Source organism: Bradyrhizobium sp. AUGA SZCCT0177 (assembly GCF_018130125.1).
GTDB lineage: Bacteria > Pseudomonadota > Alphaproteobacteria > Rhizobiales > Xanthobacteraceae > Bradyrhizobium.
This window is the reverse complement of sequence record NZ_JAFCMA010000054.1, coordinates 17,609-31,004: the sequence shown is the minus strand read 5'-3', so window position 1 is coordinate 31,004 and position 13,396 is coordinate 17,609. Positions and strand designations below refer to the sequence as shown.

Genomic DNA, 13,396 nt, shown 5'->3' with positions numbered 1-13,396 from the left:
GAGATCACGGCATAAGCCGTAAAGCCATTGCGCAGGGAAGGCCGGGTGTTCTCCGCTGCCCTGTATGCTCGTGTGCACTTTGTTTTGTGCAAACCGCACGCGAGACCGCGGGTGCAGCGCGCACCCGGTCTTCCCTGCGCCTTCTGTTTGAAGAGGGCGGGAAGTTTCCAGCAAAGCTCGGGCGCAACGCGCCGCGAGATCGCAAACTCATATTCAGTGTCATCGTCCGCGAAGGCGGACGATCCAGTATTCCAGAGAAGCCTATGATAGAACCGAGAAGCCGCGGCGTACTGAATCCCCCGCTTTCGCGGAGGATGACAGCTTTCATCGGGGCGCGATGCGCCAACGCTCACGAACGAACTTCACTCCGCCGGCGCCTCGCCACCGGCCTGGCTTTGCCCGCGGCTCGCCAAGAATCCCAGCGCCAGTCCCCCGACCGCCAAAATCGGAATCAACTTCTTGATGCCGATCGCGCGCACCACCTGGATGCCGGCCGCGACCAGCATCGGATCGGCCAGCATGGTTTGGGCGGCGGATTTTGTCGTCTCCTTGACGCGCGTCTCGATCTGTTTCTTGCGCACTATATAGGAGATCGCCGCGATCATCGTCACCACGAAGAAGATGCCGGCGCCGGTCAGGCAAGCATAAACGGGGCCGTACTTCTCCAGCACGAAGATGAAGGCGGCCGCGCACAGAAACGATGTGGTGACGAGCAAAGCAACTGCGGCTGCTGCCGCGAGCGAGGTCAGCCGGAGCGCAGTGCCGGTCGAATCCTTGAAGTCATCGATCAGTCGCTGAAACATGGGCCCGCCTCGATCTGAAAAGAACATCAATAAAAGAAACGACCTCGCGCCGGCGCCGCGATCGGAAGATGAAGGCTGGCTTTCCGGCGCGGGTCATCATTGCCATCATCGCCGATTATCGGCGCCACATTGCGCCGAGCAGGAAGCCCACGCCCAGCGCAAGGCCTACCGTTGCCAGCGGCCGCTGCGTGATGACGTCTTCCAGCGATTCCTCGATCGAGGAGGCCGCATCCTGAGCCGCGTCCATCATGGCGCTGCCGCGCTCGGACATGTCGTCCACCGCCTGCTCCGCATTGGCGCGCGCCTGCTTGTAGCCGCGGCGGGCCTGCTTGCCCGCGGTGCCGGCAAAACTGTTGAGCGCATCGGTGATCTGGTCGGTGAGGGCTGCGATATCGTTTTTCACGGCGGTTACATCCTTTTCCAGGCGTTCGTAGGTCGCTTTATCCGTCAGGTTCTTTGCGGCGTCGCCATTCGTCATCGACATCAAAAGCTCCCGGGTACTAAATTTGCGTACCGAGGAAACGCCTGCCTGAAGCGGAAGTTCCTGCTGCGAAACCCTTTGATTCTAGGGCAACTGCGGCGAATTGACCGGCATCAGATGCTCCTTGAGGATCAGCGCGACGATCAGGATCGGCGACGCCAGGAACGCGCCCATCGGTCCCCACAGCCAGGTCCAGAATGCCAGCGCGATGAACACCGCCAGCGCGTTGAGCTCGAGCCTGCGGCCGACGATCGTCGGGGTGACGAAATGGCCCTCGAGGAAGGTCATCGCGGCAAACAGCAGCGGCGCGAGCAGCCCCGCGCTGATCGTCGGGAAGGCGACAAGGCCGACCACGATCAGCACGACTAACATCGCGACCGGTCCGATGATCGGAATGAAGTTCAGGGTCGCGGCCAGCGCACCGAGGCCGGCCGGATTAGGCATGCCCGTGACCGCGCATATGATGCCGGTTGCGATGCCGACGCCGACATTGATCATCGTCACCATCAGCAGATAGCTGCCCAGATGCTCCTCGATCTCATTGAGGATCCGCAGCGTTCGCAACCGCACCGGCCGGTCGCCGAAATTCATCACCATTGCCCGGCGCAGGTCCTTCCAGCTCGCGATGAACAGGATCAGGGTGGCGACGAACAGCAGGAACTCGGCGAGGGTCGGCGACAGGAATTCAAGCGTCGGCTGCACCCATTCGAATTTCGGCATGTGGAAGGTCGCCAGCGTGTCGGAGCTGCCGAGCATGCCTTGCAGCTGCTGCCACAGCGCCAGCGGCCTGTCGAAGACGTGCATTTTTTCCTTCAGCTGCGCCCCCAGTTCCGGAAGCTTGTTGCTCCATTCCATTACCGGCGATGCAATCAGTCCGACCATGAAGGCTGCGCCGGTGACGACGGCGGCCACGATCAGGACGGCGCCCAGCGCACGGGGAATACGATAGCGCTCGAGGAAGCTCGCCGCCGGCGACAGCATCGTGCCGACGATGAATGCCATCGTGATCGGCAGGAAGAACGCTTTCGCGGCGTAGAGCACGGCGACGATGCAGATGATCAGCAGCGATACCAGCGAAAAGGCGACGATTTCAGCGCGGCTGATCAGCGGAGGCAATTCGACATTACTGTCGGGCAGCGGTTTGCCTTCCGGCGCATTGGCTTTCTGGCGGTCGCCCGGCGAAGTCCTTTGGTCAGAGGCCCTGTGGTCGGAGGACTTGTTGTCAGAAGGCTTGCGGTCGGATGGCTTGCGTTCGGTTGTCTTGTGCTCGCCTTGCGCCGGCTTTCGTTCCGACGGCTTGTTTTCATCGGACGGTGCCTTGGACGGTGCCTTGCGATCTTCAGGCGCCCTGCGTTCTTCAGGCAAAGGCTTGGGGGGCAATACGCGCACAACGGTTCTCCCCCGCGCGAGGCGGTGTTCACATGGCAGCCGCGACGTCGCCCCGCGAACCGTTCTCAACCGCCCTAACGAGCGCCGGGAGCAGAAGTTCCATCGCGGACGCGTGAGCACGGGCGCGCTTGACAGCAGGCCTGTCAACGTGAGTCGCAGGGAACTGCACAGCCCCGGTCGCGTTGCCAATTCAGAGCATCACACGATGCGTATCCAACCGGGGCAGTCCCATGACACAGTCCTCTCATCGCCGGCGTCAGTCGCGCGTAACCCACGCGCTCGTCTTCATCAGCACCATGCTGCTGGCCCCCTCGGTATTTTCCAGCGCGGCGAGCGCACAGGTGCTGGGTTACGCGTCCACCCAGCCAAACTCGTTTCCCTCCGATGAGATGATGGTTGAGCCGGTAACGCCCGACGCGGGCGTCGTGCCGGAGCGGCTGCGCCGTGCCGTCGTCGCTTTCAACACGTCGGAGGCGCCCGGCACCATCGTGATCGATACCGGCAACACCGCGCTGTATTACGTGCTCGGTCAGGGCCGCGCCGTTCGCTACGGCGTCGGTGTCGGCCGCGAAGGCTTTACCTGGTCCGGCGTACAGACCATCAGCCGCAAGGCGGAGTGGCCGGATTGGCATCCGCCGGCCGAGATGATCGCGCGCCAGCCCTATCTGCCGCGCTTCATGGCCGGAGGCCCCGGCAATCCGCTCGGCGCCCGGGCGATGTATCTCGGCTCCAGCCAGTACCGCATCCACGGCACCAACGATCCCTCGACGATCGGCAAGTTCGTTTCCTCAGGCTGCATCCGCCTGACCAATGAGGACGTCAGCGATCTCTTCAGCCGGGTCGACGTCGGCACCAGGGTCGTGGTGCTGCCGAAGAATGCGCCGCGCATGGAAACGCGCACCACCATCAGCGTGCGGCCGGCGCGTCCGGCGGTGACGACGCCGCCGTCGGGGCGGCAGGCAATGAATTTGACGGCGTCGCAGCTCAACTGAGCGGCCGAACGTAACGGGAGACGCGAATGGCCGTGAGTAGAATGGCAATCCTGGGCGCGGCGGCTTTGGCAGGCGCTGCCGCGCTGGCGCCTGCGGCGCAGGCCCAGGACTTCTTCTCGGCCCTGTTCGGCGGCATGGGCCGGGCGAGGGCCCCCCATATTTCGTTGCCGTTTGTGAACGACGGCGGACCGATGCCCCTTCAGCGCGGCGAGACGCGGCGTTATGGCGGCGGCGGTCAGGCGTTTTGCGTGCGTACCTGCGACGGGCGCTATTTCCCCGTGACGGCCTCCGACAATGCCAGCCGTGTGGCGTCCTGCGACAGCTTCTGCCCGGCCAGCGAGACCAAAGTGTTCTACGGCAGCAACATCGACAACGCCGCCGCCGAGAACGGAAAGCCCTATTCGGAACTGCCGAACGCGTTCCGCTATCGCAATGAGCTGGTAGCCGGGTGCACCTGCAACGGCAAGGATCAGACCGGGCTCGCGCCGGTCAAGATCGAGGCCGATCCGACCTTGCGCAAGGGCGACATCGTCGCCGGCGAAAACGGTTTGCTGGTGGCCGGCCGCAGCGCCGACAAGCGCGGCGCCGAGCTGAACTTCTCACCCGCCTCGGACAAGCTGCGCGCGAAGTATGAACGCGTGCCGGTAGTGGCGCGGGAGTGATGGCAGGGAATTACATTTTGGGGCGCGATATTTCAACGTCCGTCATGGCCGGGCTTGACCCGGCCATCCACGTCTTTGGTGTGGGTGGAAAAGTAAGTAGTGGATGCCCGGCACAAGGCCGGGCATGACGAGATCGTGGAGATGACTACGCCGCGCGGATCTTGCCGAGGAACTGAGTGACCTGAGTACCCAATTGCTTGCTCTGCGTTTCCAGCGTCTCGGAGGCGTGCTTGACGTCGTCGGCGGCGGCCGCTGCCGCGTCGGCGTCGGTCTTCACGCCCGAGATGTTGTCGGAGACGTTCTTGGTGCCCTGGGCGGCGAATTGCGTGCTGCGCGTGATCTCCTGCGTCGCGGCGCCCTGTTCCTGCACGGCGGCCGCAATCGCGGTCGCGACCTCGTTGACCTCGCCGATGATGCCGCCGATGCCCTTGATGGCCTCGATGGCCTCATTCGCGACTTTCTGAATGTCGGAGATCTGCTCCGAGATTTCCTCGGTCGCCTTCGCGGTCTGGCTTGCCAGCGATTTGACTTCGGAAGCCACCACCGCAAAGCCGCGGCCGGCTTCACCGGCGCGGGCGGCCTCGATGGTCGCGTTCAGCGCCAGCAAATTGGTCTGGGCGGCGATCGAGTTGATCAGCCCGACGACTTCGCCGATCCGGCCTGCCGATGTGGCAAGGCCCTGCACGGTGCCGTCGGTCTCACGCGCCTGGCTCACCGCGCGGCTGGCAATGCCGGCAGCGTGTGCCGCCTGCTGGCTGATGTCGTTTATCGAGGCGCTCAATTCTTCCGACGCGGCCGCGACCGTCTCGACGCTCATCGAGGCTTCGCTGGAGGCCTTTTCGGCCACCTCAACCCGCGCGTTGGTCTGGCGGGAAACCGCGGACAGGCCGTCCGAGGTGATCCGCATCTGACCGGACGCGTCGCCCAGCTGGTCGAGCGTCTGGCGAACCATGCTCTCGAATTCGCCGACATAGCTTTCGATCGCCTGCTGGCGCGTGGTAGCGCCGGCATTGCGTTCGCGCTCCTGCGCCTCGATCCGGACCTTGTCTTCGGCCTGCTGCTTGAACGTCTCCAGCGCGCCGGCGAGCGCACCGATTTCGTCCTTGCGCACCGCATAGCCGGTGTCGACCGTCAGGTCGCCGGCGGCGACTTTCAACATGGCGTCGCGCATATTGTGCAGCGGCTTGATGACGCGGCGGGTGACGAGAATCAACGCGCCGCACGTCAACACCAACGCGCCGACGAGCAGCACCAGTTGCACCACCAGCGCGCGGCGGGCCGAGGAATACTGCACCACGGTGTGGTCCCGGGCGGCGTCGAGCGCCGTTTCGGCGACCTTGACCGCGCTGCCGAGGCGCCCGACCGTAATCGGCGTCCACTGGTTTGCGGTCAGTTCGGGCTGCCCGCCGGCGACCATCGTCGTCATCAGGCGATCGCGCAAAGTGATGTAGTCCGGTTCGAAATAGGCGGTCTTGGTCGCGGCTATCGCGGCGACAAGCGCCGGCGGCAACTGCATTCCCGAGGCGGTCAGTTCCAGCGCGTTCCATGCGGCGTCGATGCCGCCAGAAAACTTCAGATATTTGAGCTGTGTTTCCGGCGCCGCCTTTCCTGCGGAGAGCCCGTTGGAAACCAGCAGCGATGCTTCGCCCGCGGTGTTGCGGAGCAGCCAGGCGACCTGCTTGATCGCCAGCAATTGGTCGATCATCGGGTCCTGATGGTTGACCACGGTGGAAAGCGCTGCGGACAATTTGTCGAGCGTCTCCAGCAGCGCGGTCGCGGTCTCCATGTATTCCTTGCCTTGCGTCGGACGGCGGGAGGCCTTCGGCTTGTTCACCTCGTCCCAGAATTCCTTCTGCTGCGTGCTCAGCTTCTTGAACAGACGATCGAGCTCAGGCACCAGTGTCTGGGCTTGCGCGAATTCGATGGACGGGAGCAGCGCCAGCGCGTTGCTCAAGGCGGGCATCTGCGTATCGCGGATGTTGCGCAGATATTTTTCGATATCGCTGTCCATCGGCGCATCGGCATTCAACAGCCGGTTGGTCGTGGAACGGTCGGTGCGCAGATTATGCATCGCCTTGAACATATTGGCGGATGCGTCGGTGACCACCGAGATGCGGTTTGCCACCTGCAGGCGGCCCCAGGCATCCCAGGCGTTGAGCGAGAACCCCACCACGATGCAGAAGGCGGTGGCGAGAATGACGGTCTTCAGCAGCGTGGATACGGTCAGACGATTCAACATGTTGCTCCCCCAAGCTGCGGGGCATTTGGGGGGAAAAGGGTAAATACTTAGACAGCGCCCGCGCCGTAAAACTACGGAACCATTGAAATATTTGAGGTTTTTATGTCCGCCCGCAGGTTCCCGTGCCGGAACCCAAGTTGACGTGCCACGTTAACAAAACACTAACCGCGCTATTTCAGCCGAGGGGGCCCGCATGCTTGTCAGCGTACTCGTCACGTTTCTCGTCGTTATCCTCGTTCTCTATCTCATCAACCTGCTGCCGCTTGATGGCCGCGCCAAACAGATCGCGCGAGTCGTCGTGATCATCCTCGGCGTGATCTCGCTGTTGAAATACATCGCGGTGATCTAGCGACCGCCCAAACAAAAAGCCCCGGCGCTGCCGGGGCTTTTCATTTTGAGGATTCTATTTCAGTGTCCCGAACCAGTCGTCCACGTCCTTGCGGATCTGGTCCTTGGCGAAGCCATAGCGTTGCTGCAGCTTGCCTTCGAGTTGCTCACGACGGCCTTCGATCACATTGAGATCGTCGTCGGTGAGCTTGCCCCATTTCTCCTTGGCGGCGCCCTTGAACTGTTTCCAGTTTCCTTCAACCCGGTTCCAATCCATCGTCATTTCTCCCTGTGAGTTGAGATGAATTCTCAACGGGCGCACGATCCAAACGTTCCTGTGATGCGGCAAAGCGGCACCAGCCCTGCGACAGATCGCGTGGTCTCCGTATTTACACGGGTCCTGCGACGCCCAACGGCAATCAAATATTCCGGACCCGAGTACCGAAAACAAACTGTACGTTAACGCGAGTGGTGAATAGTTTTCGCGTTTCAAGCGAATTTAAGTTCGGCTCGCCAAGAGCGGAACCGAATCGATTTTTAAGGAAACGTTGGCAATGAAGCTTCGTTTGACGATCACGCGCGCCATAGTCCTGTTCGGCCTTGTCACGGCAATCGGTCTGGGGGCCGTGGTGTTCACCGGCATCTTCGCGCTCAGCGAGGTCAAGGTCGGCGGACCCCTCTACAACAAGCTCAAGCTCGGCAACGATCTGATCGCCGACATCCTGCCGCCGCCGGAATATGTGATCGAATCCTATCTCGAAGCCACTCTTGCCCTGAACAATCCGGCTGAACTCGCCAACCGTCGCGAGCGGCTGAAGCAATTGAAAAAGGAATATGACGAGCGCCACGAGTTCTGGGTGAAGGCGGACCTCGAGCCTGGGGTCAAGGCCAAGTTCGTCATGGATTCGCATCGCGAGGTGCAGCGTTTCTGGAACGCCATCGAGCAGGCGTTCCTGCCGGCCCTGGCCAAGGCAGATGCCGCCGCCGCGGCAAAGGCGTATTCGGAAATCTCGGCCGCCTATCTGGCGCACCGCGCCCTGATCGACGAAATCGTCAAGAAGACCACTGACGACAACGCGGCCATCGAAACTGCCGCGACCCAGCGTGTCGGCACGTTCAACGTTATTCTGTGGGGCATCTCGGCCCTGGTCTTCCTGATCATTGGCGGCGGCCTTGTCGGCGTTGGCCTCGGTGTGATCCGGCCGATGACCCGCATGACCGGCGTGATGGCACGGCTCGCCGGCGGCGGATTGGACATTGAAATACCGTCCCTCAAACGAACGGATGAAGTCGGCGCCATTGCCCGCGCCGTCCAGGTGTTCAGGGAAAACGCGCTGCGCGTTCAGGCCATGGAATCCGAGAAGGCCGGCCTCAAGCTCAGGGCGGAGGAAGAACGCAAGCTGGCGATGAGCCAGGTCGCCGACGGCTTCGAGCAGGCGATCGGCAAGATCATCGAGGCCGTATCAACGGCCTCTTCCGAAATCGAACTCGCCGCCGGCAGCCTGACCAGGACGGCCGAAACCAGCCATAAGCATACGGCAGAGGCGGCATCCGCTTCCGACCGTTCATCGGCCAATGCGCAATCGGCGGCTGCCGCTTCGGAGCAGATGGCTTCCTCGGTGACCGAAATCGGCCGGCAGGTGAAGCAATCGGAAGACATCACCCATGCAGCCGTGCGTCAGGCCGAACAGACCAATGAGCGGATCGCGGAACTGTCGCAGGCGGCCGGCCGCATCGGCGAAGTCGTCAAGCTGATCGCGGCGGTGGCCGAGCAGACCAACCTGCTGGCGCTCAATGCGACCATCGAAGCGGCGCGCGCCGGCGAGGCGGGTCGCGGCTTTGCGGTGGTGGCTTCCGAGGTCAAGGCGCTTGCCGCCCAAACCGCCAAGGCGACCGAGGAAATCGGCGCCCAGATCACGCAGATGCAGTCGGCAACGGAGCAGTCAGTGTCCGCGATCAAGGCGATCGGCGGCACGATCGGGCAGATCTCCCAGATTTCAACGGCGATCGCCGCAGCCGTCGAACAGCAGGGCACCGCGACGCAGGAGATCGCGCGAAACGTCCAGCAAGCCGCTCAGGGCGCCATCGAAGTTGGCGGTTGCCTCGCCGATGTCAGCCGAGGTTCGGCCGACACGCAGGCGGCGGCCGAACAGGTTCATGGTTCCGCCCGTTCGCTCTCGCAGGAGGGCCATTCCCTCAAGCTCGAAGTCGGGAAATTCCTGCAGACGATACGCGCGGCCTGATATCCGGATGGAGCTCAGGCCGGCCGGTCAGCCGGCTGCCTTGGCTTCGCGGCGGCGGGCGGTGAGGATGTATTCGGTGTAGCCGTTCGGCTGCTCGCGGCCCTTGAACACCAGGTCGCACGCCGCCTTGAAGGCGATGCCGTCGAAGCCGGGCGCCATCGGCTTGTACAGCGCATCGCCCTTGTTCTGGCCGTCGACGACGACCGCCATGCGCTTCAGCGACTCCATCACCTGATCCTTGGTGATGACGCCCTGATGCAGCCAGTTCGCCAGATGCTGGCTGGAAATGCGCAAGGTCGCGCGGTCTTCCATCAGGCCGACGTCGTGGATATCAGGCACCTTGGAGCAGCCGACGCCCTGGTCGATCCAGCGCACCACATAGCCCAAAATGCCCTGGCAGTTGTTGTCGATCTCCTGCTTCACGTCGTCGGGGGCCCAGTTCGACTGCGACACCGGAATGGTGAGGATGTCGGAAAGTTTCGCGCGCTGGCCGCCCTTGGCGAGCTCCTGCTGGCGCGCCTGCACGTTGATCTGATGATAATGCAGCGCGTGCAGCGTGGCGGCGGTCGGTGACGGCACCCAGGCGGTGGTGGCGCCGGCCTGCGGATGGCCGAGCTTCTGCGTCAGCATGTCGGCCATCTTGTCGGGTGCTGCCCACATGCCCTTGCCGATCTGGGCATGGCCGGGCAGGCCATCGATCAGGCCCATGTCGACGTTCCAGTCTTCATAGGCCTTGATCCAGGGCTGCGCCTTCATGTCGTTCTTGCGGATCATCGGACCCGCTTCCATCGAGGTATGGATCTCGTCGCCGGTGCGGTCGAGGAAGCCGGTGTTGATGAAGCAGATCCGCTTCGAGGCGTTCTGGATGCAGGCCTTGAGGTTGACCGTGGTGCGGCGCTCCTCGTCCATGATGCCGACCTTCATGGTGCTCTCGGGCAGCGACAGCATCTTCTCGACCTCGCCGAACAATTCGCAGGTCAGCGCGACCTCGTCGGGGCCGTGCATCTTCGGCTTGACGATGTAGACCGAGCCGGTGCGGCTGTTCTTGGTCTTCGAGCCGCCCTTGAGATCGTGGATCGCCAGCAGGCCGGCGACGGCGGCATCGAGCAGGCCTTCGGGAATCTCCTCGCCCTTTGAGTCCAGCACGGCGTCGGTGAACATGTGATGGCCGACATTGCGCATCAATAGCAGGCTGCGGCCGTGCAGCGTGAGGTCCTTGCCGTCGGCCGTCTTGTAGACGCGGTCGGGGTTGAGCGAACGCTTGAGCGTCTTGCCGCCCTTGTCGAAATCCGCCGACAGCGTGCCGTCCATCAGGCCGAGCGTGTTGCGATAGACCAGCACCTTGTCCTCGGCATCGACGGCGGCGACGCTGTCTTCCATGTCGAGGATGGTCGAGACCGCCGATTCCAGGATCATGTCGGCGACACCGGCAGGATCGTCCTTGCCGATGGTGCTGCTGCGATCGATTTTGATTTCGACATGCATGCCGTTGTTGACCAGCAGGATCGCGGTCGGCTCGGCAGCGTCGCCCAGATAGCCGGCGAACTGTTCGGCCGACTTCAGCGCGGTGGCGTTGCCGCTCTTCAGTTTGACCGCGAGCTGGCCGGCGATCACGCTGTAAGACGTCACGTCGGTGTGGCTGCCGGTCGCGAGCGGCGCGGCGGCGTCGAGGAACGCCTTGGCCTTGGCGATCACCTTGTCGCCGCGCGCCTTGTTGTAGCCGCGGCCAGCCTCGCTCGCCTCGTGCGGGATCGCATCCGTGCCGTAGAAAGCATCATACAGGCTGCCCCAGCGGGCATTCGCCGCGTTCAAGGCATAGCGGGCGTTGGTGAGGGGGACGACGAGCTGCGGTCCGCAGATCTTGCCGATTTCCTCGTCGACATCAGCGGTTTCGACCTTGTGGGTCGCGGGCTCCGGCAAGAGGTAGCCGATCTCCTTGAGGAAGGCCGTATAGGCGTTCATGTCGAACGCCTTGCCCTTGTTGGCGCGGTGCCAGCCGTCGATCTTGGCCTGCAGTGCGTCGCGGACGGCGAGCAGTTCGCGGTTTTTCGGTCCCAATTTGGCGATGATGGCGGCAAGCCCGGCCCAGAATGCGTCGGGGGAAATCCCGGTTTTGGGGGTCGCCTCCTTGGCGATGAAATCGAACAGTTCAGGGGCGATCTTCAATCCGTGGGCATCGACACGATTCATGATGGGCTTTCTCGGGGTAGAAACGGCGAACAGGAAGGCGTTTTCAGTGTGAAAACAGCAAAAAGCGCGCCAAAAGGGGCGGCGTCGGCCGCCCTTTTAGCCCTAAAGCCGGGTCGATGAGAAGGCCCCAAAAAGCCTAGATATTGGCCGCCAGGTCCACCAGTTCGTCGAACAAAACGCCGGTCTCGGCCAGCATCCGTTCGATCGCGTCGGTGGCATCGGCCACCGTCCGGGTTGAGGTGTCGATCGTCAACTCGCAACTAGCCGGCGGCTGATAGTCGTTGGTGATCCCGGTGAACGAGGGGAGCGTGCCAGCACGGGCCTTGGCATAGTGGCCTTTGGGATCGCGGCTCTCGCACACTTCGGCAGGAGCGGCGACGTGGATTTCGCGGAAGGCGGTATCGGCGATGCGGCGCGCCACTGCGCGATCCGCAATCGCGGGCGAAACCGCGGCGACGATCGCGACGTGGCCGTTGCGCGCCAGATGGGTGGCGACTTCCGCGAGGCGGCGAATGTTTTCGCTGCGGTCCTGCGGCGAAAAGCCGAGATCGTTGTTGAGGCCGGCACGCAGGGTGTCGCCATCAAGCAGGATCGGTGAACCGCCGCGAGAGAACAGCCGGCGCTCCAACGCGCGGGCCAGCGTCGATTTTCCGGAGCCGGGCAGGCCCGTCAGCCAGATTACCGCGCCGTTATGGTGATAGCGCGCCGAACGCTCTTCGGGACGCAGCGCGGATTCCACCGGAACGATGTCGATGGGAACGGCGCGTTGTCCGGCATCGACCGACAGCACGAGGCCGCCGCCGGCAATGCGGCCATTGACCTCGATCACCAGCCGTCCGGTGCGCGGATTGTCCTGATAGGGGTCGGCCGCAACCGGCTGCGCCAGCGAGATGTCGATTTCGCCAACGTGATTGCGCGCGATCGACTTGGTCTCCGCATTGGAGAGTTCGCCGGGATCCACCGCCTTCTCGATCGCGACCACCTGGGCGCGGCTTTCGCGGGTGCCGAGGCGGATCAGGATCTGCTCGCCCTTGGTGAGCGGCTTGTCGTGCAGCCAGAAAATCCTGGCGCGAATCCGCCGCGTGTCGCGCGGGGTCGCGCCGGCATGGGCGATCACGTCGCCGCGTTCGATGAACAATTCGCGGTCGAGCGTGATGCCGACCGAGCGGCCGGCGCCGTGGCTGCCGTTGACCGGGGTCACCGGCCAGCTCTCGACGGTTTTGATCTTCGCGATCTTGCCGGCGGGCATGATGACGATCTCATCGCCGGCGCTGAGGCTACCGGATTCGATGCGGCCGGCGACGATGCGGCGATCGTCGAATTTGTAGATCGCCTGCACCGGCAGCCGCAGCGCGAGCTGCTCCAGCGGCCGGGCCGGCTCGAGCGCATCGAGCGCCTCGACCACGCTCGGCCCCTGGTACCAGGAGATCCGCGGCGTGCGTTCGGCAACGCCGTCGCCGTCGCGCGCGGAAATCGGAATCACTGCCGACGGCGTCACGCCGAGGCCGATCAGATGCGCCGAAATCTCGTCGCTGATCTCCTTGAAACGTTCCGCGCTGAAGTCGACCCGGTCCATCTTGTTGACGACGATGGCGACCTGCTTGATGCCGAGCAGATGCAACAGATAGCCGTGCCGGCGGGTCTGGTCGCGCACGCCTTCCAGCGCGTCGATGATCAGCACCGCGCCGTCGGCCTGCGAGGCGCCGGTGATCATGTTGCGCAGGAATTCGGCGTGGCCGGGCGCATCGATCAGCACGACGTCGCGCGACATGGTGCGAAAGCGAATCTGCGTGGTGTCGATGGTGATGCCCTGGTCGCGTTCGGTTTGCAGCGCATCGAGCAGGAACGACCATTCGAACGGCATGCCGCGCCGCGCGCTGACGGCTTTGAGCATTTCCAGCTTGCCCTCGGGCAGGCTGCCGGTTTCGTGCAGCAGGCGGCCGACGAGGGTGGATTTGCCGTGGTCGACATGGCCGACGATGACGATGCGAATCTGCGGCCGCGTCGTGCCGTTGGGTGTCGCCAATACGCTTGAGGGGAGGATCATGTTCATCGCAGCACTCACACCTA

11 protein-coding genes are annotated in these 13,396 nt (G+C 63.4%); 4 read left to right on the top strand and 7 right to left on the bottom strand.

All coding sequences use genetic code 11. The features are described 5' to 3' along the window. Positions 1–362: 362 nt before the first annotated feature. The 3 genes from JQ597_RS35920 to JQ597_RS35910 form a co-directional block, all read right to left on the bottom strand. Positions 363–803, bottom strand: a complete 441-nt coding sequence (locus JQ597_RS35920) for a hypothetical protein (RefSeq protein WP_212270113.1) — start codon at positions 801–803, stop codon at positions 363–365. Between the two features lie 115 nt (positions 804–918). Beyond that, entirely contained in the window at positions 919–1,287 is a 369-nt protein-coding gene (locus JQ597_RS35915; RefSeq protein WP_212270112.1) for an ElaB/YgaM/YqjD family protein, read from the bottom strand. Positions 1,288–1,368: 81 nt separating this feature from the next. Continuing rightward, a complete protein-coding gene (locus JQ597_RS35910) occupies positions 1,369–2,421 on the bottom strand; it encodes an AI-2E family transporter (RefSeq protein WP_212270116.1) in 1,053 nt (350 codons plus the stop codon). 482 nt (positions 2,422–2,903) lie between these two features. Here JQ597_RS35910 and JQ597_RS35905 point away from each other — a divergent pair, with 482 nt between their 5' ends. Further along, the gene (locus tag JQ597_RS35905) at positions 2,904–3,665 is read left to right on the top strand and encodes a L,D-transpeptidase (protein WP_212270111.1); all 762 of its coding nucleotides are present in this window, start codon (positions 2,904–2,906) and stop codon (positions 3,663–3,665) included. Positions 3,666–3,691: 26 nt separating this feature from the next. Beyond that, positions 3,692–4,327: a DUF2865 domain-containing protein gene (locus JQ597_RS35900; RefSeq protein ID WP_212270110.1), complete on the top strand. Its 636-nt coding sequence runs from the start codon at positions 3,692–3,694 to the stop codon at positions 4,325–4,327. Between the two features lie 145 nt (positions 4,328–4,472). Here JQ597_RS35900 and JQ597_RS35895 read toward each other — a convergent pair whose 3' ends face one another. After that, positions 4,473–6,566 carry a methyl-accepting chemotaxis protein gene (locus JQ597_RS35895; RefSeq protein WP_212270109.1) on the bottom strand — a complete coding sequence of 698 codons (2,094 nt, stop codon included), beginning with the start codon at positions 6,564–6,566 and terminating at the stop codon, positions 4,473–4,475. A 193-nt stretch (positions 6,567–6,759) separates the two neighbouring features. Here JQ597_RS35895 and JQ597_RS35890 point away from each other — a divergent pair, with 193 nt between their 5' ends. Next, on the top strand, positions 6,760–6,915 hold the full coding sequence (locus JQ597_RS35890) for a Thivi_2564 family membrane protein (protein WP_211999735.1): 156 nt from the start codon (positions 6,760–6,762) through the stop codon (positions 6,913–6,915). A gap of 54 nt (positions 6,916–6,969) precedes the next feature. On the opposite strand, the gene JQ597_RS35885 is transcribed toward JQ597_RS35890, so the two are convergent. Next, positions 6,970–7,170 (bottom strand): CsbD family protein, encoded by a 201-nt coding sequence (locus tag JQ597_RS35885; protein WP_211999734.1) that lies wholly within the window; start codon positions 7,168–7,170, stop codon positions 6,970–6,972. A 277-nt stretch (positions 7,171–7,447) separates the two neighbouring features. On the opposite strand from JQ597_RS35885, the gene JQ597_RS35880 reads away from it, so the two are divergent. Further along, positions 7,448–9,136, top strand: coding sequence for a methyl-accepting chemotaxis protein (locus JQ597_RS35880; protein WP_212270108.1), 1,689 nt, complete (start codon positions 7,448–7,450; stop codon positions 9,134–9,136). Between the two features lie 27 nt (positions 9,137–9,163). Here JQ597_RS35880 and JQ597_RS35875 read toward each other — a convergent pair whose 3' ends face one another. Next, complete coding sequence (locus tag JQ597_RS35875) at positions 9,164–11,326, bottom strand: malate synthase G (RefSeq protein WP_212270107.1); 2,163 nt, start codon at positions 11,324–11,326, stop codon at positions 9,164–9,166. A gap of 136 nt (positions 11,327–11,462) precedes the next feature. Continuing rightward, positions 11,463–13,379: an adenylyl-sulfate kinase gene (gene cysC / locus JQ597_RS35870; protein ID WP_212270106.1), complete on the bottom strand. Its 1,917-nt coding sequence runs from the start codon at positions 13,377–13,379 to the stop codon at positions 11,463–11,465. Between the last annotated feature and the right edge of the window lie 17 nt (positions 13,380–13,396).